Source organism: Streptosporangium sp. NPDC050855, assembly GCF_044456585.1.
Classification (GTDB): Bacteria; Actinomycetota; Actinomycetes; order Streptosporangiales; family Streptosporangiaceae; genus Streptosporangium; species Streptosporangium longisporum.
Genome location: NZ_JBITFY010000014.1, coordinates 160,606 through 185,759 on the forward strand (window position 1 = coordinate 160,606; position 25,154 = coordinate 185,759).

Genomic DNA, 25,154 nt, shown 5'->3' on the forward strand with positions numbered 1-25,154 from the left:
GCCTCACCGGTTCCCCCGGAACCCGACGGTCCCGTGCCCGGCCCTTTTCCGGCCGGGCACGGGACCCTCGGCGCACCGGACCCTAGGTCAGGTCCTCGCACTTCCTGGCGTCGGGATCACCGGCCGCCTTCGGCACCCAGCGGACGTTGGCGAACGAGGCCGAGAAGGTCCCCTCGGTGTAGACCAGGAACGGCGTGTTCACCACCTCCAGGTCCAGACCCCCCGCGGCGAAGCACGAGACGGGAATCTTGACCGTCGTCCTGGTGCCGACCGGGATCCCCTGGAACAGGGAGGTCGCCACCACCTCGGAGAAGCACGGGTAGACGCAGTGCACGCTCAGCACCGTCCTGGCGGACGGGGCCTGGTGCACGATCGTGTCGAAGACCAGCGCCCCACCGGCGTTGAGGTACCCCCGCAGGTCCGAGCCTCCGGCCGGGTCCTGCATGTAGATCTGGGCCGGGCCGGTGCCGCTCCAGGTCGCCTTCAGGCCGTCCTGCTGCACGTTGACGTCCGCGGGCTCCACGCTGATCTCGGCGTGCGCCGCCCGGCCGTCGGCGCCGATCTCGGTGCCGCCCCAGTTCTCCGCCGAACCGATCAGGCTCTTGTACGGCGCGACGTCCGTCCGGTTGAAGATCTCCAGATCCTCACCGGCCTCGCCACCGCCGCCCTGCTGGCCACAACCGGTCGGCGAGGTCTCGTCCAGCGTCCCCACCTGGGCGGTCTGGCCGTTGCGCAGGCCGTACCCGAGCGCGAAGAGCGGGTCGTACCCCTCGGTACCGGGGTTCAGCGGCGTCTGGCAGGCGCCCTTCGGCCACGAGAACGGCAGCTTGCCGGTGTAGCCCTCGCGGTGCTTGCCCCGCACCAGCAGGTCGGCGACGCCGCCGCCCTCGGTGCCCGGCAGCCACGCGGCGACGAAGGCGTCGGAGCGGTTGAGCTCCTTGTTCACCCACATCGGCCGGCCGCTGACGTAGACGGTGACGACCGGCGCGCCCTTGCCGCTGACCCGGTCGAGCACGGCCAGGTCACCGGGGTAGAGCCTGGCGGCCTCCAGCGAGCGCCGCGCCAGGTCCCCGACACCCTCGGCGTACGGGGTCTCGCCGATCACCGCGACGACCGCGTCGAACGCCGACGGGTCGACGCCCTCGCCGGTCTCGCTGAAGGTGACGTCGGCCTCGCCCAGCGCCTCGCGCAGGCCGCCGAGGATCGTCGTGCCGTTGGGGAAGTCGGCGTTGACGTTGCCGGTGCCCTGCCAGGTGAGCGTCCAGCCGCCGGTCTGGTTCTGCAGGCTGTCGGCGCTCTTGCCCACCACCAGGACCTTGGAGTCGGCCGCCAGCGGCAGCACCTTGCCGTTGTTCTTCAGCAGGACCTGCGACTTGCGCACGGCCTCCCTGGCGAGCCTGCGAGCCTCCAGCGCGTCGGCCGACCCGGCGAAGGCCCGCTTGGAGGGCTTGGGCCCGTCGAGCACACCGGCGCGCAGCTTCACCCGCAGGATGCGGGTGACCGCGTCGTCGATCCGCGCCATCGGGATCTCGCCGCTCTCCACCTGGGCGATCGTGTTGGCGATGAACGCCTTCCAGTCGTTGGGCACCATCACCACGTCGATGCCCGCGTTGACGGCCTTGGCGCAGCTCGCGTTGGTGCAGCCGGCGACCTGGCCGATGCCGTTCCAGTCCGAGACGACGACGCCGTCGAAGCCCATCTTCTTCTTGAGGATCTCGTCCAGGGCGCGCTTGCTGCCGTGCAGCTTGCCCTCGTCGATGCCGAGCTCGGCGTTGGTCCAGCTGTTGAACGAGACCATCACGCTCTGGGCGCCGGCCGCGAGAGCGCCGTAGTAGCCCTGGCCGTGCACGTTGATCATCTCGGCCTCGGACGAGGGGTTGACGCCCTGGTCCACGCCCTTGAGGGTGCCGCCGTCACCGATGAAGTGCTTGGCGGTGGCGATCACGCCGTCCTGGCCGATCCCCCAGGGGTGCCTGCCCTGCAGGCCCTTGGCGGCCTCGTACCCGTAGGCGCGGGTGATGCGGGGGTCCTCGGAGAAGCCCTCGTAGGTACGGCCCCACCGGTCGTCGAGGGGGACGGCGAGGGTCGGCGCGAACGCCCAGTCCTGGCCGGTGGCGCGGATCTGCCGGGCGGTCGCCGCGCCGATGTCACGGACCAGGCACGGGTCCTGCGCCGCGCCCAGGCCGATGTTGTGCGGGAAGACCGTCGCGCCGTAGACGTTGTTGTTGCCGTGCACGGCGTCGATGCCCCAGATCACCGGGATCTTCGTCCGGGTGGAGACGGAGGCGTTCCAGTAGGCGTCGGCGAGGTCGAGCCAGGCCTTGGGCGCGGCGTGCTTGTCGCGGTTCGGCCACGCGCCGCCGCCGTTGAGCACCGAGCCGATGAAGTACTGCCCGACCTCCGCGGGGGTGATCGCGGTGATCTCCGGCTGGGTCATCTGGCCGACCTTCTCGGCGAGCGTCATGCCCGCGAGGATCTTCGCGATCCGGCGCTCCTGGAGCCGGTTCTGCCCGATCCTGCTCTTGACCTTCGGCCACTCGGTCAGGGTGGGCAGCTTCTTCTCGATGCGGGCACAGCCGCGGAAGTCCAGGGCCGGCTTGCCGATCACCGGTTGCCGGCCTCCGGTCGCGCTCTCGGCTCCCGCGCTCGGGATGCCGGCCGTCCCGGTGGCCAGCACGGCGAGACTCGCGAGCACCGCGAATCCGCTCCTGCGGGCGCCCGGGCGGGCGAAGGGTCTGATCATCGAGGGTCCGTTCTCGAGGCACTGCGACGGTCACGGCGGTCCCCCCGGAGTCCGCACTTGGCAGATCCTGACGCTGTGACGCGACCTAGTCAATAGGCTCGCGGGAGCGCTCTCTCGGCCGAAGCGTCGTCCCGCGAACCCGCCGGGCGACGAAAAACGCTTCTACCAGGGGTCTCACCATCGGGATCATCCCGTGTCGCTCCGGGGTGGCGGTCGGACGGATCCTTTAGAGAGAGCGCTCTCAGCGTGTCGCCCGGGGTGCTGCCCCCCTTCAGGACTCACTGCCCGACGCCTTTACGCTGTAGATCAAAAACGTCGCCGGAGTGTGCGCTCCATCGCGCCACCCGTGCCGGAATCTGGGGTAGGACATATTCCTACATGTCAGAATCCTGGGAGTGAAGGAGCTCCCCCGGGCGCCGGAACTCGCACGGGCCCTCGGGATCGAGACCTCCGGGAGCCGCCCTCGACCCGGAACGGCCGGCCGACGGACTTGGAGTGACCCATGAGCGACCACGCGGACGAGATCACCCCCGAACGCCGGGCCCGCGGACCGGAGATCATGAGAAAGGTCCACGGCGAGGACCACGACGGGGAGGGGCCCGGCGACTTCTTCGGGATGACGGTCGAGCACCTGTTCGCCGAGGTGTGGTCCAGGGAGGGCATCTCCAACCGCGACCGGCGGCTGCTCCTGCTCGGCCTGCTCGTCGGCCAGGGCATGGACGACCCCGTCGAGGTGCAGCTGGACGCGGCGATCCGGACCGGCGACCTCACCCCCGGCGAGCTGCGCGAGATCGTCGTCTTCCTCACCCACTACGCCGGCTGGCCCCGGGGATCCCGGCTGAACACCCAGGTCGAGGAACTGATCGCCCGCGTCCTGCGCTCGTAGCGGCCCGCCGGGGACCGGGACGGGGCGGCCCCGGGCGGCCCTGTGAGCGGCCCGGGCGGCCCGGGCGGCCCGTCGCGGATCGGCCGCCGGTCAGAGCCTCTCGACGTTGGGCCCGCGGCAGCGGTTACGGGTGTCGAGGACGAAGGCGCTCGCCCGCTGGACGAGCGCGTAGTCGAAGCAGTCGTGGTCGGTGAGGACCACCACCGCGTCGGCCTCGGCCAGCTCCCGCTCGGAGAACGCGACCACCTCGACCCCCGGCGGCAGCAGGAAGGAGTCCACGTGCGGGTCGGCGGCCCGCACGTCGGCACCCAGCTTGCGCAGGCCCCTGACCACGTCGATCGCGGGCGACTCACGGCAGTCGCCCGCGTTCTTCTTGTACGCCAGGCCCAGCGCGAGCACCCGGCTGCCGTTGACCGGCTTGCGCGACCGGTTCAGCGCGAGCCCCAGCCGGCGTACCACCTGGTCCGGCATGTGGCGGTTGATGTCGTTGGCCAGTTCCACGAACTGGAAGTTGTGCCCCAGGCTGCGCTTGACCTTCCACGACAGGTACGACGGGTCGATCGGCAGGCAGTGCCCGCCGACCCCGGGGCCGGGGGTGAAGCGCATGTAGCCGAACGGCTTGGTGGAGGCGGCGTCGATGGCCTCCCAGACGTCGATGCCCAGCTGCTGCGCGAAGATCGACAGCTCGTTCACCAGGGCGATGTTGACGTGCCTGAAGGTGTTCTCCAGGAGCTTGCACAGCTCCGCCACCTGCGGCGAGGAGACCGGGACGACCTGGTCGACGAGCCGCGCGTAGAACGCCCGGATCCGTTCCAGGGAGGCCGCGTCGATGCCGGAGACCACCTTGGGGGTGTTCTCCAGGCGCCAGTGCCCGTTGCCCGGGTCGATCCGTTCCGGGCTGTAGCCGAGGTGGAAGTCCTCGGGCGCGCGCAGTCCGGACCCCTCCTCCAGCAGGGGCAGCAGGTACTCCTCGGTGGTGCCCGGATAGGTGGTGGACTCCAGCACGACCGCGGCGCCCCGCCGCAGCAGCGGGGCGACCGCCTCCCCGGCCGCGGCGATGTGGCGCAGGTCCGGCACGCCGTCGCGGAGCGGCGTCGGCACGGTTATCACGCAGACGTCGAAGTCCCCGGCGGCGCCGTAGTCGGCGCTCGCCAGGTAGCGGCCCGAGCGGTGGGCGGCGGACAGCGCGTCGTCGCCGACGTCCTCGACGTAGGACTCGGCCGCGTTGAGGCGCTTGACCCGCCGTTCGTCGACGTCGACGCCCACCACGTCGAATCCCGCCGCGACGGCCCGCATCGCGAGAGGCAGGCCGACATATCCCTGGCCGACCACGACCAGCTTCTCTCCCACGGCAGGACCTCCGTCGCCTCGGAAAAAGGAGAATACGAAACGACTTTAGGAGGGAATGTTCTCCCGGCACCGATCAGGCGGTGAACCGGGCGTGTCGCCGCCCGGGAATCGTCCCGGAAACGGCCTGGAATCGTCCCGGGAACGGCCTGGAACCGGCCGGGAAACGGCCTGGAATCGACGCTCCGGCCCTCGTGGACCGGCTCGGGACCGGCCGGGAATCACTCCGGGAACGGTTCGGCCGTGGTTCGCGGCCCGCGCCGGTCGGTGTCCCGGCGCGGGCCGTTCCGAACACCATATGCTTATAAATAGAATATATCCGGCTCTTGTGGATATTACGGCGTCCTCGCAGCTCGGCGAACCGGGTAAAGGTGCCGCGACGGCACGTACAACAGACCCGTCCGCCCGCATGTCGCTCCGCCCCGGAACGGAGCGGGGTACGTAGCATTCAGCCGTGTATTCCATGCGCGACATCGGCGCCGAATCGAAGAAGAGGGTCCGTTGACCGCGGGCGGCGCTTCTTCTCGCGTCCTTCCGCCGAATTCCGGCCGCCCGGCGCCGGCCGTTCCCTTCAACCGGACGTACGTCTCGGCCAACGAGATCGACTATCTGTCCGAGGCCGTGCGCCTGGGCTCCACGTCCGGGGACGGGCCGTTCACCCGGAGGGCCGCCGCGCTGCTCCGGGAGATGACCGGGGCGCGGCAGGTGCTGCTGACCACCTCCTGCACGCACGCGCTGGAGATGTCGGCGCTGCTGCTCGACCTCAGGCCCGGCGACGAGGTGATCATGCCCTCGTTCACCTTCGTCTCGACGGCCAACGCCTACGCCCTGCGCGGGGCGGTGCCGGTCTTCGTCGACTGCAGGCCCGACACCCTGAACCTGGACGAGACGATGCTGGAGGCGGCGATCACCGACCGCACCCGGGCCGTCGTCGTCGTCCACTACGCCGGGGTCGGCTGCGAGATGGAGCCGATCCTCGCCGTGACCGGGCGGCACGGCCTGGCCCTGGTCGAGGACAACGCCCACGGTCTCGGCGGCTCCTACCGGGGGCGCCCGCTGGGGTCGTTCGGCTGCATGGCGGCGCAGAGCTTCCACGAGACCAAGAACGTGCAGTGCGGTGAGGGCGGCGCGCTGCTGGTGAACGACGCGGAGCTCGCCGCCCGCGCCGAGATCGTCCGGGAGAAGGGCACCGACCGCGGGCGCTTCTTCCGCGGTCAGGTGGACCGGTATCGGTGGGTCGACATCGGCTCCAGCTACCTGCCCTCCGACGTCCTCGCCGCGCAGCTCACCTCCCAGCTGGAGTCGTTCGAGAAGATCCAGACCATGCGGCAGTGGGCCTGGCACAGGTACCACGCCGACCTGGCGGACTGGGCCGCCGCCAACGGGGTCCGGCGGCCGACGGTCCCCGGCGACCGCGAGCACCCGGCGCACCTGTACCACCTGCTGCTGCCCGACCTGGACACCAGGCAGGCGTTCATCGCCCACCTCGCCGGCAGGGGCGTGCAGGCGGCGTTCCACTACCAGCCGCTGCACACCGCCCCTGCGGGCCTGCGCTACGGCCGGGTGGCCCCGGGGGGATGCCCGGTCACCGAGGACGTCGCCGACCGCCTGGTACGGCTGCCGCTCTTCGCCGACCTGGACGACGCCGGGGTGACGCGCGTGGTCGAGGCCGTGCTCGACCACGAGGTGCGCCGGTGAGCTGGCGGGAGATGACCGGGAACCAGGCGCCGCGGACCGTGCGGGCCCCGTTCGACTCGGCCCGGTTCGGCCGCCCGGTGGAGCGCCTGACCGTCCCCGCGGGGGCCGGGCCGTCCTTCGAACCGGTCCGCGAGGCCGTCCTGGGGTCGGCGGCCGACGTCATCGTGCTCCGCTACCCGGCCGGGCACGTCGGCTGGTTCGCCGAGCTGACCTCGCTCGGCCGTACCGCCGTGCTCGCGGACTCGCTGGCCTACTGGCGGCTGCGCGCGGGACGGGGCCGCGCGCCGAGACCGCGGACGGACCTGCTGACCGGCGGCCCGCTCCCCCCGGCGGCCGTGCCCGGCCCGGTCTCCGACATCTTCGCCGCCTACCGCAGCCACTACGTGGCCAACCCGCTGTTCGACGCCGCGGCCGCGCTGGAGGGGTACCGGGAGTGGGCGGTGCGCTCGGCCGCGTCCGGCAGGTGCGTGGCCCTGCGGGAGCGGGACGCGGACGGCGCCCGTGCCGCGGTGACCGCGCCTCCCCTTCCCGCCCCTTCCGAGGACGGGGACGGAGCCGGGAACGGGAACGGGAACGGAGCCGGGAACGGGAACGGAGCCGGAGACGGGGACGGGGAGGGGAACGAGGGCGGGGGCGGGGACGACGGGGGCGGGGTCCTCGCGCTGGCGACGCTCTCCGAGGACGACGGGGCCACCGAGATCCTGCTCGCCGGGGTCGTCTCACGCGCGCGCGGGCAGGGCCTCTACGCCCACCTGCTGGCCGCGGTGGAGGAGCGCACCCTGGCCCGGGGCGGGCGGGAGGTCGTCATCTCCACCCAGGGGCACAACACCGGCGTGCAGCGGGCCTGGGCCCGGTACGGGTTCGAGCCCGTGCACACCTTCCTCACCGTTCACCTGGTCCGGAGCCGGCTGCTGCGTGGACGGCGACGCTAGCGCCGCCCGGCTGCCGGGGAACGGCCGGCCCGGCCGGCGACCCGACGCGCTCGCACACCACGTAGGTCGGCCGGCCCATGCCGTTGCCGTGGATGCGCCCGACGTACTCGCCGAGCACGCCCACGGAGATCAGCTGGGCCGAGGAGAAGAGCGTGATCATCGACGCGATCGTGGTGAACCCGGCCACGGTGGTGTCCCCGCTGGCGAAGCGCCAGAGCACGACACCGCCCAGCAGCAGGCCGACGGTGCCGATCAGGAACCCCAGGTAGCTGGCCGCGCGGAGCGGGGCCGCGCTGTAGCCCAGGAGCATGTTGACCGCGTGCCGCAGCAGCATGCCCGGGGTGTAGTTGGACCGTCCGTGACCGCGCTCGCTCATCTCCACCCCGACCGCCCCCACCCGGGTGGTGGCCCAGGACAGGGCCACGTCGACGCAGGCGTGCGGCCCGGACAGCTGCTGGAAACCGTCGCGCAGCCGGGTGCGGAAGGCCCGGAAGGCGCTGATCGTCCGCGCGGTGCGGATCCCCAGCCCACCGGCCATGGCGGTCTTGACCGACCGGGAGGCCAGGTTGCGGACGAGCCCGTGCTCCTCGCGGTGCGGCACGCCGTACACCAGGTCCAGGCCGTCGTCCTCCAGGGCGGCCAGCAGCAGGGGGATCTGCCCGGGAGGGTGCTGCAGGTCGTCGTCCATGGTGACGACCACCTCGCACTCGGCCTCCCTGATCCCGGCGACCAGCGCGTTGTGCTGGCCGTAGTTGCGCGACAGGTGCAGCGCCCGTACCCCCTCGACGCGCTGCGCCAGCTCGGTGGCGGCCCGCCAGGTGTCGTCAGGGCTCCCGTCGACGACGAGGATCACCTCGTACCGGACGGAGAGTTCGCGCAGGACCGCGACGACACCCGTCACCAGTGCCGGAAGGGTCCGCGCGGAGCGGTAACACGGAATGACCACCGACACGGACATTGATCCCCCGATTACGTCTCACAGCGAGCTAGCATCATGTGCCGCGATGATGAACACGATTGAACGGCCGGATATGGTACAAGCGGAAAATCGGACCAATCGCGAAAAACGTTTATTTTTCTGGCGAGGAGGTTTTATCTCCTCTCGTGGTGGCCAGCGCATCACATACCTGATGGCCAGCGCCACGACGGCCCTGCTCTATTACGCTCTCCTGGGCCTGGCATTGCTCGTCGTGAACGATGCGGTCTCCTACCTTCTGCTGGCGATGGCGGCCCATCTGACGACCGTGGTGATCGTCTACCCTTGGTACCGGCTGGTGGTGTTCCGCACGCGCGGCCGGTCGTGGATCGCGGGCTACCTGCGCTTCTACGCGGTCGGGCTCGGTTTCCTGGGGGCGTCCCTGGCCGGGCTCCCGGTGCTGGTGGAGCTGTGCCGCCTTCCCGTGATGGCGGCGCAGGCGGTGATCCTCGTCATCAGTCCCACGGTGACGTACGCGGTCCACCGCGCCTGGACGTTCCGCGAGCGGGTGAACGTCCGGCCCGGTTGAAAACGCTCCCCTTTCTCCGCAAAGGCCATTGCGGCGAACGGGCGCCGTCCGGATCCCCCCGTAGTTTTCAACGGGATCGACCGGCCGCCGTGGCCACGCGGTCCCGGTGGAAGGGGCCAGAATCGATGAAGGCACTTGTGCTGGCGGGGGGCAGGGGAACGAGGCTGCGCCCGCTCACCCACACGTCCGCGAAACAACTCGTTCCGGTCGCCAACAAACCGGTGCTGCACTACGGGCTGGAGGCGATCAGGGACGCCGGGATCACCAGTGTCGGCATCGTCGTCGGCGAGACCGGCGCGGAGGTCCGCGCCGCCGTGGGCGACGGCTCGGCGTTCGGCCTGGAGGTCACCTACATCCAGCAGGAGGCGCCGCTCGGCCTGGCCCACTGCGTGCTGATCGCCCGCGACTTCCTGGGCGACGAGCCCTTCGTGATGTACCTGGGCGACAACTTCCTGCTGGACGGCATCGCCGGCCTGGTGGACGCCTTCCGCGCGTCCGACCACGACGCGCAGATCCTGCTCACCAAGGTGACCGAGCCGCAGTTCTACGGGGTGGCCGAGCTGGGACCGGACGGGGAGATCATCGCCCTGCAGGAGAAGCCGGAGAACCCGCGCAGCGATCTCGCGATCGTCGGCGTCTACACCTTCTCCCCCGCCATCCACGAGGCGGTCCGGGCGATCGTCCCCTCGGCCCGCGACGAGCTGGAGATCACCGACGCGATCACCTGGCTGATCGACAACGGCCGTCGCGTGCACTCGCACTTCGTCACCGGCTACTGGAGGGACACCGGCCGCCTGCAGGACATGCTGGAGTGCAACCGCATGGTCCTGGAGGCGATCGAGACGACCGTCCGGGGGACGGTGGACGCGGCGTCGGAGATAACCGGGCGCGTCGACATCGGGCCGGGCGCGACGGTGCGCGGGTCGGTGATCCGCGGCCCGGCCGTCATCGGCGCCAACGCCAGGATCGACGGCTCCTACGTCGGCCCCTACACCTCGATCGGCGAGGGCTGCGTGCTGGAGGAGGCAGGGGTGGAGTACAGCATCATCCTGGCCGACTCCGTCGTCAGGGGCGTCTCGCCGCTGACCCGCTCGCTGATCGGCCGGAACGTGGAGGTCACCAGGGCCGTCGGGCTGCCCGACACGCACCAGCTCATGGTCGGCGACCACAGCCGGGTGCAGCTGCGCGCCTGAGGCACGGGCGCACCATCCCGCCCCGCCCCGCCCCGGACCGGACACGGGCGGACCGGCGGACCACCGCGCCGGGGCATCGCCACACCGCCCCGCCGGGGCACCGCGACATCGAGGCACACGTCTGGGAGGACGCATGGAGGCCACGGAGATCCGCCGTACGGTCGAGCTGGAGGACCGCCACTGGTGGTACCGCGAGCGGCGCGCCATCCTCGCCCGCGAGCTCCGGGAGCTGCGCAGGCTCGGTCCGCCGGGCAGGGCGCTCGACGTCGGCGCGGCCGGGGGCGGGAACACCCGCGTGCTGGTCGAGCACGGCTGGGACGCCCTGGTGGCGGACTTCTCCGAACTCGCGGTGGAGCTCGCCAGGGAGCGCGGGCTGCGGGCGATCCACGCCGACGCGCGGGACCTGCCGCTGCCCGACGCGGAGTTCGACCTGGTGATGGCGCTCGACGTGCTGGAGCACATCGAGGAGGACGACCGGGCCGCCGGCGAGCTGGCGCGCGTGCTCCGGCCGGGCGGCACGGCGCTGATCACGGTCCCCTGCGACATGGCCCTGTGGTCCGCGCACGACGTGGCGTCCGGCCACGTCCGCCGGTACACCCGCGAGGACCTGGGAGCGCTGCTGACCGGCGCGGGCCTGGTCGTCGACCGGATGTGGAGCTGGAACGTCCTGCTGCGGCCGGTCGTGGCCCGGCGCAGGAGGCACACCGCGGGCTCGGACGTGACGGAGACCCCGCGCCTGGTGAACATGGGCCTGCGGGCCGTGGTGATGGCCGAGAGGTACCTGCCGGTCACCTCGCTGCCTGGCGTCTCGCTCATGGTGCGGGCTCACCGCCCCTGACCTCCGCCGTTCCCGGCCCGTGAACTCCGGGGACTCCGGGCCGCACCGGCCCCGGACCGCACGTCCCGTGGATCCCGGGCCGCACCGTGCCCGGCCTCCGGCGTCCCCGGCCCCGTGCCGTCGTGAACGGCCGCGTCCGTGACGCGGTGACCTGGCGAGCGGCAAAGGACCCGGAAAGACATCACCGGGCGCGAGCGCCGGAGGCCCGGAGGGCCGCTCGTTTCACGAGGCTCGGCGCATGGCAGAAACTCCGCTCCATCGCCCTCCCTCACCGGGGCCGCTGCTGACCGTCGAGGACGGCGAGGCGGCCGAGCCCGCCTGGGAGCGGAATCCCGAGCCGCAGAACACACCGCCCCGCGGGATCGGACACCTGGCCGGATGGGCGCCCGCCGTGGCCGCGACCGCCCTGACCGGGGCCGTGCTGTACCACCACGGCGTCCCGGGCACCGACGCGGCCCTGTTCCTCCTCTACGTCGCGGCGTGCGTGGGACTGCCCGGCGTGCTGGTGCTGCGGCTGCTGTACGGGGTCAGGCGCACCTTCGCCGAGGAGGTCGCGCTCGGGCTGGCGCTCGGCTACGCCGTGGAAGTCTTCACCTACGCCGGAGCCCGCGCCCTGGGGGCGCCGCTGCTCGTCCTGGTCTGGCCGGTCGCCACCTGCCTGCTCTTCCTGGTCGTGCCGCGACTGCGCCGGCACTGGAGGGGCGACCCGTCCCGGCTGGTGAGGGCGCCGGCCTGGTGGTCCTGGTCGCTGGCGCTGCTCTTCGCCTACCTGCTCGCCTGGAGCGCGGTGTCGTTCTTCGCGCGCAACGCCCTGACCTGGCCCGCGCTCGGGAACGCCTTCCCCGACATGCCGTACCACCTGGCGCTGACCGGCGAACTCCGGCACCACATGCCGCCCACGATGCCGCTGGTCGCCGGGGAGCCCTTGCTCTACCACTGGTTCGTCTACGCGCACCTGGCCGCGGCGAGCTGGGTCACCGGCCTGGAACCCCTGGTCCTGCTCCTGCGTCTGGGCATGCTGCCCATGACGGGCGCGTTCGTCGTGCTGGCCGGGATGACCGGACGGCGGATCACCGGCTCCTGGACGGGGGCGGCGCTGACCGCGGCTGGCACGGTGCTGGTGACGACGCCGAGCCTCTACCTGGGCCGGAGCGGGGCGTTCACCTGGGGAGGGGTGCCCGACCTGATCTGGGCGAGCCCCACCCAGACGTTCGGCGCCCTGCTGTTCGCGCCCGTCGTCCTGCTCCTGGTCGACCTCCTCGAACACCGCCGCCGGACCGCCGGGCACTGGCCGCTGCTGGGGATCCTCCTGGCGGCGACGGCGGGCGCCAAGGCCACGTACCTGCCGCTGCTGGGTGCCGGTCTGCTGGCGGTGGCCGTGACCGGGACGGTCAGGTGGCGCAGGCCCTCCCGGCCCGCGCTCGTCGCGCTCGGGATGACCGCGACGTGCTTCCTGCTCGCGCAGTTCGTGCTGTTCGGCGGGGCGAAGCAGGCGCTCGTCGTCGCCCCCTTCTCCTTCATGCGGACGGCCTGGGCGGAGATGACCGGTGCCGGGGTCGAGGCCGTCCCCTCGTCGCTGTCGGCCGTGGGGATCGTCGCGGTGTTCCTGCTCGGCTGGACGATCACCTGGGGCGGGATCTCGGGGCTGCTGAGCCGGCCCCGGCTGCTCGCCCGTCCCGGGGTGACGCTGATGCTCGGCATCGGCGCGGCCGGTCTCGGCGCGGCCCTCCTGCTCGGCCATCCCGGCCGCAGCCAGCTGTTCTTCCTCTGGGGCGCCTACCCCTACCTGGCCGCCGTCACGGCCCTCGGGATCGCGGTCCTGCTGCGGCGCGCCGGGCAGTCGCCCCGCGCGACGTTCTGCGCGGCCGGTGCCGGGCTGGCAGCGGCCTATCTGATCCCGTTCGTGTGCGGCGTCAGGGTCCCGCTGGCGCCGGGCGCGCCCGACACCCTGCTCCACCGGCCGTACGCGCTGCTGCTGGCCGTCGTCACGGTGGCCGCGGCCGCACTGACCTTCATCCGGGGGCGGCTGCGCGCCTGGGCCCTGGTGGTCACCGCGCTCGCGGCCGTCGGCCTGCCCGCCGGGGTGCACGCGCGCGTGCTGACGTTCGTGTCCGGCGGGACGGGGACCACGACCATCGCGCAGACCACCGCGCGGACGGCACCGGAAACCATGACCGGGACCGTGACGGCGCCCCCGCCGGGCGCGCTCGACGCCGGACGATGGCTGCGGGCCCACTCGCATCCGGACGAGCTGGTCGCCACGAACGCGCTCTGCCGCTGGGGCAGGGAGGAGCCGTGCGACGGCCGGCACTTCTGGGTCTCCGCGCTGACCGAGCGGCGCGTACTGGTCGAGGGGTGGACGTACACCGCGCGGAACACGGACCGGTGGAGGCCGGACATGCCGATGCTGCGCCTGCCGTTCTGGGACGCCGAGCTCATCGAGCTGAACGACGCGGTCTTCACGACACCCACGGACGACGCCGTACGGCGGCTGCGGGATCGTCACGGGGTGCGCTGGCTCCTCGCCGACGAGCACCGCGGGACCGTGTCCCCCGAGCTCGGGAGGGTCGCGACGCCGCTGTTCCGCTCCGGTGACTACGCCGTCTACCGGCTTCCCGACGCCCCGGCGTAAGGATGGCGCTCCGGCGAGAGGACGGCGCGTCGGCGTGAGGGCGGGGTCCCGGGAGGTCAGCGGAGCGGGCGGAAGAACGCCTGGACGTCGTCGACCAGGAGGTCCGGGGCCTCCATGGCGGCGAAGTGACCGCCCCGGCCGAACTCCGACCAGTGCACGACGTTGTCGTCCCGCTCGGCGATCCGGCGGATCCCCGCGTCCCCGGGGAAGACCGCCACGCCGGTCGGGACGGCCGAACGGCCCATCGGCTGCGACCAGTCCATGGCACCGTCCCTGTACAGGCGCGCGGAGGAACCCGCCGTACCGGTCAGCCAGTAGACGCTCACGTTGGTGAGCAGCTGGTCGCGGTCGACGGCGTCCTCCGGCAGCTCCCTGGCCGGGTCGGTCCACTCCCTGAACTTCTCGGCGATCCACGCGAGCTGGCCGGCGGGAGAGTACTGCAGCCCGTAGGCCAGGGTCTGCGGCCGGGTGGACTGGATCATCGCGTACCCGGAGCGGTCACCGGTGTCGGTGTAGAGCCGCAGCCGGGCCCGCTCCGGTCCGGTGAGCTCCTCGGGGGCGACGAGGTCGCCCCGGGGATGGCCCAGCGCGCCGTTGACGTGCACGCCCACCACCCTTTCGGGCACGACCCGGCCTGAGCATCGGCGAGACCAGCGAGCCGGTGTCACCGCCCTGGGCGCCGTAGCGTTCGTAGCCGAGACGGTCCATCCACTCCGCCCACGCCCGCGCGATCCTGCGCAGGGTCCAGCCGGCGCTGCGCGTCGGCCCGGAGAACGCGAAGCCCGGCAGGGAGGGGGCCACCACGTGGAAGGCGTCGGCCGGGTCGGCCCCGTGCGAGCGCGGGTCGGTGAGCGGCCCGATGACCTTCGTGAACTCCACGATCGAGCCCGGCCAGCCGTGGGTCACGATGAGCGGCAGTGCCCCGGGCTCGGGGGAGCACACGTGCAGGGCGTGCAGGTGCTCCCCGTCGATCACGGTCGTGACCTGGGGGAAGCGGTTCAGTTCCGCCTCGTGCGCGCGCCAGTCGTAGCCGGTGCGCCAGTACTCGGCCAGCCCTCTCAGGTAGCCGACCGGCACGCCGTACGACCAGTCGGCGACCGGCGCCTCCTCCGGCCAGCGGGTGCGGGCCAGCCGCGCGCGCAGGTCGTCCAGGTCCGCCTGCGGTACCGCGATCCGGAACGGCCGCAACGCGGTGTCCTCCGCCATTCCCGCACCTCGCAATCGTCACCGCCGTCACCGATCCGTACGAGCCCGCCCTTACCCGACCGGATCAGATAAATCATCTTTCGACGGCATTCTGTGCGGACCGCTTCACCCGTCGATCTCACAGCCCGGCCCCTCCTCTCCCGGGTGTCGATCACGGTGCCTCACGATCTCGGCACGGATCCGCATGGGCACTTGCGGACTGCATCACCGAGGTGAGGGGCGGTCGCATGGCCACGCGTCGTCGGCGACACGCCGCAGCAGAACCCATTCCACAGATACTTACAGTTTGACCTGCGGAAACAGGATCACGCGAAGATCAACTCATATATCACTCCGCTGGACGTGACCCCGCGAGCAGGCACAGAAGACGAGCAAGGCGTCAAGCGGGGCCGGGACGTCGGCCATCAAGCGAGACAGGACAGCGATCAGGATGCCGGCCCCTGAGATTTCCATGTGAGGTTTCGCGAGCTTGATGGCATAGTTCCTCCATGCTCCGCGTGTTTCTTGCTCTTGCCACGATGACGGTTCTCCTGCTGGGCTCCTCGGCCGCCGAGGCGAACCGGCTCCCGAAAATACTTCCCCCTCCGGACGTTCCTTGGCCGGAAGGCGGAAAATTCTCCGTTTTCTTGTGCGGCGAGAACGATGCCTGGGATGCCTGCGGGGACGAGGAGGTGACTTCGGAGCAGAGGTATGCGGTCGAACAGAGACTACGGAAGATACCTCGGCTCGCGGATTTCCATTACCGGGACAAAGTGGATGAGTGGACGAGAATGGTAGAAGAGTCGCCCGAGCTTAGGGCAGCCATAGAAGTAAACGATATGCCGGAGGGCTTCCACGGCAGGTTGCTCCGGTGGAGTGACGCCAACGCGTTCGATTCGGTCACCAAGGCTCTACCGGGAGTCTCCAACACCTATGTCCTGCCTGATCTCTTCTGGAGAGGCAAGGCCGATGTGTCCATCACGCTCTGCGACACCAGCGGTGAATATGAGCTCTGCAAGGGACGAGGTAGCGTAACGGCTACCGAAAGGGCAGTGATCGAGTCTCTCCTGAGGAGGACAAAAGGCGTCAAGCGCATCTATTTTGCGGACCTTGAGCACGACATATGGGCAGCCAAGGAATTCATGGCCCGATGGTCGCAGGTGACAGGCCGAGACTCTCAAAACAAGGACGACGATACCGAACCCAGGCCACTGGAGAAGTATTCCGGGACCTACTATGTCAAGCTCGACGATCCGAAGCAGGCAACATCGGTCATGGACACGGTGAAGGGCCTGACCGGGGTGGCTCAAGTAAACAAGGAACCGGCATGACATGCGGCAAGGACGGAGCTCAGGCATTCGAGAGGTCGATACAAGCGGCACGAGACAACTCCTGCGTGCCATTCAGTCGATACAAAAATTCAGTCACCGCTCCAAGAGGTGCCGGCCGGGCCGCCGCGCCACTTCGGCGCTAATGACGGTGGGACAGGTCACGCCCCACCAGCTGGGCCACGTGGGATGCCTACTTCCGGTGCAGGATCTTTAAGATCTTTCCGCCCGAGACCGGCGCCTTTGGCCACCCAGGCAGCGGGGCGTGACCGCCTCTGACAAAGAGGAATCGAGGGCCGCTCGCGCAGGGGTATCCCTCTTCACATCGTGGGCTGTCGGCTCTCAGCAAGGCCGGGACTGCGCGGGTTGCCGAGGTCAGCAGACGGCTCATCGGATGCTAGACAGCCACGTCTTGTCATCAGCACGCCGCATGATCTCGGCGACGGCCCTCCGTGAACTGCACCAGCAGGAGACGGGAGGGGACGTCATGAAGGTCTACTGCGGCATCGACCGGGCGGAGAAACACCACGACATTCAGCCGCACTGCGCAACCTCCACAACCGCTTCCTCGGCTGCCTGACCACCCGCCGGCCCTACAGCGAACACCTCGCCTTTCCCACCGGAGACGGGTGCGGCTCTTTCCGAGGGACCGAAAGGTGCACCTGTTTCTGCGCTGGAGATGGATGCGGTACTCGAATCCTCGCAGGTCAGGCGCAACTTTTCTCATGCTTCAGCGAAGTTGATCATCATTGCTGCACACGGGAGGCCGGCTGGGGAGGGTCGGGAAGTCACGCATGCCGCGCATTGAGGTGGCGAGCAGGAGCAGCGGGGTGACGGCGAAGAAGGTGGCCAACACCCACATCGCGGCGCCGATCCCGAAGGCTGTCGCCAGGACGCCGGCGGCGGCTGCGCCGAGCGGCACGGTGCCGGAGATGACGAACCGGGAGACCGCCGTGACCCGGCCCAGGAGGTGCGCCGGTACGTAGTTCACGCGGAAGGTAGCGGTGACGGTGCCCGATATCGTGGCGCCGAGCATGACCACGAACGATCCCACCGTGAACAGCGCCAGCGGCCAGCCAGGGCCGCTGGCCGGCAACAGCAGCATGAACGGCGCGGTCGCGACATTGACCCCCACGTAGGTGCGCGCGCTGCCGAAGCGGGCGACGGCCCGGGACGCGAGCACGGCGCCCAGCAAGCCGCCCAGGCTGGCGAGGCTAATCAGGCCGCCCACGGTTCCCGGCGCGATACCTTCGGCGCGCACCAGGAAGACGATGCGCAGCGAGTACACGCCGAGCATCCCGAGGTTGATCATCGCCGCCACGATGAGCATGGGCAGCATGAACTCGCCGTACGTGAAGTACCTCAGGCCCTCGCTGAGCTGCCGGAGCATGCCGGGCCGCTCGCCCGCCGCCGCCCTCGGCTCGGGCGTGGTCCGCAATCTGAGCAGGCAGGCGGCCGAGACGATGAAGGTGACCGCGTCGATGAGCAGGCCGCCGACCGCTCCGGCCACCTCGGTGAGCAGACCGCCGAGGCCCGGGCCGGCGATCTCGGCGGCCGAGGCGCCGGCCTGGAGCTTGGCGTTGCCCTCCATCCGGTCATCCGGGGCCAGCAGGTGCGGCAGGTAGGCGTTGAAGGCCAGGGTGAAGAACATGCTGGACGTGCCGGCGATCAGCACCGCGGCCAGCAGCATGGGCACGGTCAGCACACCGGTCCAGGCGGCGACCGGGACAGCGGTCAGGACCGCGGCGGACACCAGGTTGGCGGACACGAGGATGCGGCGGCGCGGCCGGCGGTCGACCCAGGTACCGGCCGGGAGGCCGATCAGGAACCAGGGCAGCCAGCCGACTGCGGTCAGCAGGGCCACCGCGCCGGTGCCGGCATGCAGGACGGTTATCGCCAAGAACGGGACGGCCACCGTGGTGATCGCCGAGCCCAACCCGCTGACCGACTCCCCAGCCCACAGCAGGGCGAAGTTCCGGGTGCGGAACAGGCCGCCCGGCCGCCTTTTCTCAGCCGCGGTGCTGTGCGGCGAAACCCCCGTCTCGCGATTACCCACCGAACTCACGGTATCGCCACAGCCGGGAGTGGCGGCGGCATTCAACGGAGCGGTGCGACCGGGCGAGGTGATGGCGCCGCGCTCTCTGCTCAGCCACTCCCTCAAAAGGAGCCGCACCCACCGGAGACCCTGGGGGCTCCACCGCCCCCAGACCCCCGCGAACCGCGACAGCCGTCGACGCCCGAACTCGTTGATCACAGCCCGCCGTAGCGTCGCCAGCCATCACGGACCGAGCACGCTTGACACCGCCGCCGATCGGATGTCTCGGGCCTGGCGGCCCCGCGCTCGGTGTCGGCTTGCCATCGGCTGACGGGCCGATCACCGGCCGGAACTCCGCGTACAGCGGTATCGCCTTACGCGACCACACGCCGCCGGTCCGAATTCGCCGCCTGTCCCACGCGTGGCTCGCCGAGCTGAGCCGTGCCGTTCACTCGTGACGAAGGGGGCGAGCGCCTTTCTCCGTGGCTGTATCGCAGGACGGCTCACGCTCATAAGCCGAGCGTGAGCCGTACGAGCGCCGTTCGGAGGGCTACCCCCTTCGTCGGACGATACGGCTCGCGCCCATGAGACGAGATCCGCAGAGGTCAGAGACGTGCCCCGACGTCGGCGCCGTTGGACGGGCGCAGGAAGGACGAGGACGGGATCGAGCCGTCCGCCGCGCGGGGGCCGGTGATCGTGCCGGGGTCGGTGCCGGCGAAGGTCCAGGTGCCGCCGAGGTTCCAGGAGTTGCCCGAGCCCGAGGACGACGAGCCGAGCGAGACCTGCGTCGCGTTCGCCACCGACAGGTTCCTGGTGAGGGTGGAGTCGGAGTCGGCGAAGTCGAACCCGGTGCCGCCGTTGCGCCAGGCGGTGTTGCGGTCGGCGGTCAACCGGCCGGGGTTGCCGTTGTCGATGAAACCGCCGACCGCGTTGTCGAACGCGATCGAGTTGCGGATCACGTGGTCGGCCGCCGGGTCGGGGTCGCCGCCGCCGAGCTTGAAGCCGTTGCCGTCCCCGGTGTAGTCGGGCAGGTTCCACCGGTTGAACCCGTTGCCCCAGGCCACCGACGACTCCACGGTGATCGGGGACAGGAACATCCAGAAGTCCAGGCCGTCGTCGGAGTTGTTCCACAGCCGGGCGCCGCGCACCACGTTGCCGCTTCCCGAGCCCTCCTTGATGGCCAGGCCGTCGGCGCTCTCGCCGTTCTTGCGGGGGTCGCGGTTGCCGTAGGCGTCCAGGTCGATGATCTGGTTGCCGCCGGAGGCGCCCTGGAGGTGCAGGCCCGACTCGTAGTTGTCCCGGGTGATCAGGCGGTCGAAGACGGTGTTGTTGACGTCCAGGCCGAAGACGCCGTACGGGCCGTGGACGATCTCCAGGCCGATCAGGCGCCACCAGTCGCCCTCGATGTGGACGGCGCCCCGCTCGGGGCGCGGGATGCTGGAGCCGACCGCGCCGGGCGTGTGGGGCATGTTCTCCCCGTCGATGACGACCCGCTCGCCGTCGTGGTTGCGCATCGTGATGGGCAGGCCCGGCGTGCCGTTCTTGAGGATCTGGATGTTGGTGCTCGGCGCGTAGGTACCACCGCGGATGACGATCGTGTGCCCCGGCTGTGCCAGGTCCACGGCCCGCTGGATCGTCCGCAGCGGTGACGCCTGCGTGCCCGGGGCGGCGTCGTCGCCGTCGGTGGCGACGTACAGCGTGCCGGCCGGCGGCGGCTGGTCGCCGGTCTCGACGTCGAGACGGTCGAGGTTGGGCAGGCCGAGGGCGGTCGTCGGGTTCAGCCGGACGGTGTTGGCGCCGGCGTTCAGCGGGACGGTCACGGTCGTGGTGGCCCACGTCGACCACGCGCCGGTGCCCGCGAACGGGAGGGTCTGCACGGTGGCCCCGTTGACGATCAGAGCGGCCGCGCGGGCCGCGGTGCCGTTGGCGAACCGGATGCCCAGGGTCGCCGTGCCCGCGGTGGTGGCGTTCACGGTGAACTGGGCGTGGGCGCCTGCGGCGTTGGTGCCGTTGCAGAAGCCGGTGCCGGAGTATCCGGCGTGGTTGGAGTCGATGGTGCCGGTGCAGACCGCGGGCGAGGTCTCGGCCTCGTAGCGGGTGGGCGCGGCGTGCGCCGCGTTCACCGGCAGTGCGACGAGCACACCGGCCAGCAGGGCGACGCACGCGTGAAGAGGCGTCAGGCGCATCCTTGGTCTCCAAGGGTCGTCGGTTCTTCCGGATCTTCAGGCCCTCGGTCCGCCGGGGGGCCGTCCGCCCCGCCCCGCTGCACGCCGTCGCCGGCCGTACCGTCCCGGCGCGGCGGTCATGAGGGCCACCGGGGACCGCGCCGTGAACAACCGGTTGCAGACACATTCGCGTCACATCGCGGAAACGTCAATACGTCCCGGAGAAGCTGCACATACCACCGGGTATTTCGCCTGGTCTTCTCGTGATTCCTGCAACAACCGCTTGCAAAAAGCGCGAGAAAACAGTGTGTCCTGCGGTATCGCGCCGGTGGTGGCACGCCTGGACCCGTGACGGACGGCGGGAGCCGGGCGTGCCGTCCGGGCCCGCGATCGCCGCTCCCGCCCTGAAACTTTCACGGCCGCGCGGCCGCGGGACACGACCGCGGGCGCCCTCCCCTTTCCGCCGATGATGACCCCGGCCGGCGTGCCGCGAGCCGGTGGGCCGCCGCGCCGCGGACGGCCCCGTCCGCACGCGGGCCCTTCCCATGCCCGCCGGAGCGTGCTTAGCTTCGCTCCATCTAGGAAAGCGCTTACCGACCCATGGAGACGAAGGATGCGCCTCAAAGCCGTCACCACATGCGCCGGCCTGCTCGCCGTCGCGCTCGTCGGAGTGTCACCATCCGCCGCGCACGCCGCGCCCACCCGGTACGAGGCCGAGACCTCGCCCGCGGTCTGCACCGGCACCATCGACTCCAACCACGCCGGATACTCCGGCACCGGCTTCTGCAACGGCACCAACGCCGTGGGCGCCCACGCCCAGTTCACCGTGAACGCCTCGGCCGCGGGCACGGCGACGCTCGCGGTGCGCTTCGCCAGCGGGACCAGCAGCAGCCGTCCCGTCAGCCTGACCGTCAACGGCGCGGCCGCGCAGGCGGTGTCGTTCGAGGGCACGGGAGCGTGGAGCACCTGGGTCACCAAGACGCTGACCGTCACCCTGAACGCGGGAAACAACACGATCCGGTTCAACCCCACCGGCAGCGCCGGTCTGCCGAACATCGACCACATCGACGTGGAGGCGGGCGGCACGCCACCGCCGCCGCCCCCGGGCGACACGCTCTACGTGGCGCCGAACGGCACCGACGGCGCGCCCGGGACGCAGGCGGCCCCGACGACGCTCACCTCCGCGATCACCCGCATCGCCCCCGGCGGGACGATCTCCATGCGCGGCGGGCGCTACGACTTCTCGCAGACGGTCACCATCGCGCCGGGCAACAACGGCACCTCGGCCGCCCGCAAGAAGATCTCCGCCTACCCCGGTGAGACCCCGGTGCTGAACTTCTCGGCCCAGAGCGAGGACCCGGCCAACCGCGGCCTCGCCGTGGGCGGATCGTTCTGGCACATCCACGGCATCGTCGTCGAGCGCGCCGGTGACAACGGGATCCTCCTGGGCGGCAACGACAACATCATCGAGCGCACGGTGACGCGCTTCAACCGCGACACCGGGCTGCAGCTCTCGCGGCTGGTGGCCGGGGCGCCCCGGGAGCAGTGGCCGTCCCGCAACCTCATCGTGAGCGTGGAGTCGCACGACAACGCCGACTCCGACGGCGAGGACGCCGACGGCTTCGCCGCCAAGCTCACCTCGGGCCCGGGCAACGTCTTCCGGTACGCCGTCGCCCACAACAACATCGACGACGGCTGGGACCTGTTCACCAAGACCGACACCGGCCCGATCGGCGCGGTGACCATCGAGGACTCCCTCGCCTACGACAACGGCACCCTCAGCAACGGCGGCCAGGCCGGCAACGGCGACCGCAACGGCTACAAGCTCGGCGGCGAGGACATCTCGGTCGACCACGTCGTCCGGCGCAACATCGCCTACAACAACGGCAAGCACGGGTTCACCTACAACCGCAACCTCGGCACGATGACGGTGTCGAACAACGTCGGCGTCGGCAACACCGAGCGCAACTTCAACTTCGACGGCGGCTCGTCGGTGTTCCGCAACAACACCTCGTGCGACAGCGGGTCCAACGACCGGATCATCGGCAACTCCGACGCCTCGAACCAGTTCTGGTCCGGCTCGAACGGCTCCCGCTGCTCCTCCTACACCGGCGCACTGGGCTGGTCCTTCGCCGCGGACGGCCGCCTCGTCGTGACCTTCGGCGGCAGGCCCGTGACGCCGTAACGGCCTCCACCGGCCGATCGGCGCCGCACGGTCCCTCCACCGGCCGGCGCGGCACGGGCGGGCGGGGAGCGGGGGGCGGGGGCGGGTCGTGAGGTCCCGCCCCCGTCCCCGTCCCCGGCGCCCCCCCGGGGAGAGGCTCAGGACGAGGCGCCCGGAAGGCTGTAGACCGCGCAGTCCGCCGAGCGGAACCGGAGCGTCGCGAACTCCCCGACCCTCGGGCTCAGTCCCTCCCGGCCCTCCTCGACGAAGAGCCAGCGCACCCCGTACCGCTCCTGCAGGCGCCGTACCGCCTCCGCCGAGGGTGCCCGGAAGACCGTCTCGTTCAGCGAGAGCCGCTCGGTGTCCCAGAACGGGATCTGCATCACCGACCCGCCCGGGCGCCACCGCTCCAGGTTCTTCGCGGTGTACGACCAGCCCTCGACCAGCACGCGCCGCTCGGTCAGCGCGGAGATCCAGAAGTGCCGGCTGTCACAGGGCGCTCCGGCCCGCCAGACGCAGTGCGCGTTCGTGGCGACCAGCTCGTCCGGGCGCGAGTGGGCCCGCAGCCAGCGCCCGGCCGCGAGCATCCCCGCCGGGACCTCCTGCGCCGCCGGCCGGCTCACCCGGTAGACGGCGTTCTCCCCGCCGCCGTACACGATCGACCAGGCGCGGGCCTGCCACGCGGAGAGCGGGCCGACGGCGGTGACCAGCGCGATCAGCAGGGCCCAGCCGCGCGGGCGCCGTCCGGCCTCGCGCAGGAACACCACCGCCGACAGCACCACGGCCGCTACCGCGAGGTAGGGCAGGTACAGGACGGCCTCGCTGCGGCCCGGGGCCAGCGGGACCCGCACGTCCGCCAGGACGCGGATCAGGCAGGCCAGGGCCACTCCCGCGACCGCCGCCCCCACCAGCGCCAGACGCGGCACGCCCGTCCCGCGTACGGCGGTCAGGAATCCGTAGGACGCGGCGACCGCCAGATAGGGGTAGGCGCCCTGGAGGAAGTAGCCCTGGTTCAGGGCCGGTCCCCCCAGCAGCAGCACCGCGCCGATCCCGGCGGCGCCGATGCCCAGGACGAGGACGGTGCCGGGACGCGCGAGCGAGCGCGGCCGGCTCAGCAGCCCGGCGATCCCGCACCAGGTGACGGCCCAGCACGCGGCGTACAGCAGGGTGATCCCGAGCAGGGAGGCCGGTGAGGGCTGGGCGTGCTCCCCGAGGCCGGTCAGCTCGCCCCAGGTCCTGCGCATCATCGCGAGCGGATCGAGGGACATCGCCTGCCGGGCACCGCCGAACAGCACCGCCTGCGCGTACAGCAGGCAGGCGAGGGCCATCGCGAGCGCGCCGAGCACGGTCCACGGCGGCCTGCGCCGCCTGACCCCCTCGGCCACGCCCAGCGCCGCGAGCGCCACGACCAGCATGGGCAGGTACGTCGCCTTGGCCCCGGCCACCGCCGCCAGCAGGATCGCCGTCAGCGTCCACCGCCCGGCGCCGTACCGCCGGCGTCGCTCGAAGAGGTCGATCAGCAGCAGGACCACCGGGGCGAACAGCAGGGCCCCGAAGGTCTGGGTGGGGCTCTCCCACGCGGAGTGCTGGACGCCCGTCCAGGTGAGCAGCCCGTTCGCGTTGGCGTACAGGCTCGGCACGGCCACGAAGACCGTGCCCGCCACGGACAGCGCCGATCCCGCCCTGGAACCGGTGACGCGGTGCCCGATCGCCCCCACCAGGACGACGAAGGCGACGAGCATCGGGAACATGCCCAGGCGGAAGAGCAGGACCAGGGGTTCCAGGCCGGTGACCCAGCTCGCCGCGGCCAGGTGCGCGTAGACGAACCAGTGGTACAGCAGCGGCTCCCCGGCGACCACGGGCACGGTGGGCGGCACGTGGTGCCTCAGCTCGCCGATCAGCGCCAGGTGGTACGGCATGTCGAACAGGGACGTCCCGGCCGCGGGCCAGGTCAGGGCGGTGGTCCTGAAGTAGGTGAAGGCGCTCCAGGCGGTCACGTGGACGACGAGCAGCGCGAGGAACCACGCGTACCAGGCCGGTTCCCCCGGGCGGGCCGCGCCGCGGAAGTGCGCGCGCAGCCGGGGGACGGCGGCGAAGACGGCGTACGTGCCGAGCGGCCAGAGCAGGACGAGCAGCGGCGCCCCGGCCGCCCGCGCGGCGAGGTAGACGGGCACCTCGACGGCGTACCCGAGCGCCAGCCCGAGCGCGAGCTCCTCGGCGAACGCGAGCGTGCGCGCCCCCCGGTACAGGGCCCGGACCAGCAGCAGCCCCGGGAACGCCACCCCGAGCGCGACGTAGCCGCCGAAGAGCAACGTGTCGGTGACCGGGACCCCGTACAGGCGCAACGCGGCCACCACGACGACGGCCGCGAACACCGCCGGAGCCCATGTCCGGGTCCGGCCCCAGGTGCGATTCACCCTTTTGAAAGGTGTTTTCCGTCTTCTTCGTGAAAGGACCGTACCGGATACGGACGCGGATGTTCCGGTTTCCGCCGTGACCTCCG

At 71.2% G+C, this 25,154-nt stretch carries 15 protein-coding genes and 1 pseudogene; 9 read left to right on the top strand and 7 right to left on the bottom strand.

Annotated elements, in window-relative coordinates:
* Positions 1–82: 82 nt before the first annotated feature.
* Entirely contained in the window at positions 83–2,743 is a 2,661-nt protein-coding gene (locus tag ACIBCT_RS26820) for a glycoside hydrolase family 3 N-terminal domain-containing protein (protein ID WP_399193060.1), read from the bottom strand.
* Positions 2,744–3,245: 502 nt separating this feature from the next.
* Here ACIBCT_RS26820 and ACIBCT_RS26825 point away from each other — a divergent pair.
* A complete protein-coding gene (locus ACIBCT_RS26825; protein ID WP_399193062.1) occupies positions 3,246–3,629 on the top strand; it encodes a carboxymuconolactone decarboxylase family protein in 384 nt (127 codons plus the stop codon).
* Between the two features lie 90 nt (positions 3,630–3,719).
* Here the strand turns inward: ACIBCT_RS26825 and ACIBCT_RS26830 are convergent, their stop codons facing one another.
* Positions 3,720–4,979, bottom strand: a complete 1,260-nt coding sequence (locus ACIBCT_RS26830; protein WP_399193064.1) for a nucleotide sugar dehydrogenase — start codon at positions 4,977–4,979, stop codon at positions 3,720–3,722.
* A gap of 498 nt (positions 4,980–5,477) precedes the next feature.
* Here ACIBCT_RS26830 and rffA point away from each other — a divergent pair, with 498 nt between their 5' ends.
* A complete protein-coding gene (gene rffA / locus ACIBCT_RS26835; protein WP_399193066.1) occupies positions 5,478–6,674 on the top strand; it encodes a dTDP-4-amino-4,6-dideoxygalactose transaminase in 1,197 nt (398 codons plus the stop codon).
* Positions 6,671–7,606: a GNAT family N-acetyltransferase gene (locus tag ACIBCT_RS26840; protein ID WP_399193068.1), complete on the top strand. Its 936-nt coding sequence runs from the start codon at positions 6,671–6,673 to the stop codon at positions 7,604–7,606. Before rffA ends, ACIBCT_RS26840 begins: the two co-directional genes overlap by 4 nt.
* On the opposite strand, the gene ACIBCT_RS26845 is transcribed toward ACIBCT_RS26840, so the two are convergent.
* The gene (locus ACIBCT_RS26845; RefSeq protein ID WP_399193070.1) at positions 7,557–8,564 is read right to left on the bottom strand and encodes a glycosyltransferase family 2 protein; all 1,008 of its coding nucleotides are present in this window, start codon (positions 8,562–8,564) and stop codon (positions 7,557–7,559) included. The genes ACIBCT_RS26840 and ACIBCT_RS26845 overlap by 50 nt on opposite strands.
* A gap of 172 nt (positions 8,565–8,736) precedes the next feature.
* Between ACIBCT_RS26845 and ACIBCT_RS26850 the strand changes: the two genes are divergently transcribed.
* The 4 genes from ACIBCT_RS26850 (at position 8,737) to ACIBCT_RS26865 (ending at position 13,774) form a co-directional block, all read left to right on the top strand.
* Positions 8,737–9,111: a GtrA family protein gene (locus ACIBCT_RS26850; RefSeq protein WP_399193072.1), complete on the top strand. Its 375-nt coding sequence runs from the start codon at positions 8,737–8,739 to the stop codon at positions 9,109–9,111.
* 125 nt (positions 9,112–9,236) lie between these two features.
* Entirely contained in the window at positions 9,237–10,304 is a 1,068-nt protein-coding gene (locus tag ACIBCT_RS26855; protein WP_399193074.1) for a glucose-1-phosphate thymidylyltransferase, read from the top strand.
* A 133-nt stretch (positions 10,305–10,437) separates the two neighbouring features.
* Positions 10,438–11,142, top strand: a complete 705-nt coding sequence (locus tag ACIBCT_RS26860; RefSeq protein ID WP_399193076.1) for a class I SAM-dependent methyltransferase — start codon at positions 10,438–10,440, stop codon at positions 11,140–11,142.
* A 238-nt stretch (positions 11,143–11,380) separates the two neighbouring features.
* Positions 11,381–13,774: a hypothetical protein gene (locus ACIBCT_RS26865; RefSeq protein WP_399193078.1), complete on the top strand. Its 2,394-nt coding sequence runs from the start codon at positions 11,381–11,383 to the stop codon at positions 13,772–13,774.
* Positions 13,775–13,830: 56 nt separating this feature from the next.
* Here the strand turns inward: ACIBCT_RS26865 and ACIBCT_RS26870 are convergent.
* Positions 13,831–14,980, bottom strand: a pseudogene (locus tag ACIBCT_RS26870) (epoxide hydrolase family protein).
* Positions 14,981–15,468: 488 nt separating this feature from the next.
* Here ACIBCT_RS26870 and ACIBCT_RS26875 point away from each other — a divergent pair.
* Positions 15,469–16,290, top strand: coding sequence for a permease-like cell division protein FtsX (locus ACIBCT_RS26875; RefSeq protein WP_399193080.1), 822 nt, complete (start codon positions 15,469–15,471; stop codon positions 16,288–16,290).
* Positions 16,291–17,017: 727 nt separating this feature from the next.
* On the opposite strand, the gene ACIBCT_RS26880 is transcribed toward ACIBCT_RS26875, so the two are convergent.
* The gene (locus ACIBCT_RS26880; RefSeq protein WP_399193082.1) at positions 17,018–18,343 is read right to left on the bottom strand and encodes an MFS transporter; all 1,326 of its coding nucleotides are present in this window, start codon (positions 18,341–18,343) and stop codon (positions 17,018–17,020) included.
* A gap of 584 nt (positions 18,344–18,927) precedes the next feature.
* Positions 18,928–20,508 carry a CBM35 domain-containing protein gene (locus ACIBCT_RS26885; protein ID WP_399193084.1) on the bottom strand — a complete coding sequence of 527 codons (1,581 nt, stop codon included), beginning with the start codon at positions 20,506–20,508 and terminating at the stop codon, positions 18,928–18,930.
* Positions 20,509–21,100: 592 nt separating this feature from the next.
* Between ACIBCT_RS26885 and ACIBCT_RS26890 the strand changes: the two genes are divergently transcribed.
* A complete protein-coding gene (locus ACIBCT_RS26890; protein ID WP_399193086.1) occupies positions 21,101–22,672 on the top strand; it encodes a carbohydrate-binding protein in 1,572 nt (523 codons plus the stop codon).
* A gap of 137 nt (positions 22,673–22,809) precedes the next feature.
* On the opposite strand, the gene ACIBCT_RS26895 is transcribed toward ACIBCT_RS26890, so the two are convergent.
* On the bottom strand, positions 22,810–25,068 hold the full coding sequence (locus tag ACIBCT_RS26895) for a hypothetical protein (RefSeq protein ID WP_399193088.1): 2,259 nt from the start codon (positions 25,066–25,068) through the stop codon (positions 22,810–22,812).
* Positions 25,069–25,154: the final 86 nt, after the last annotated feature.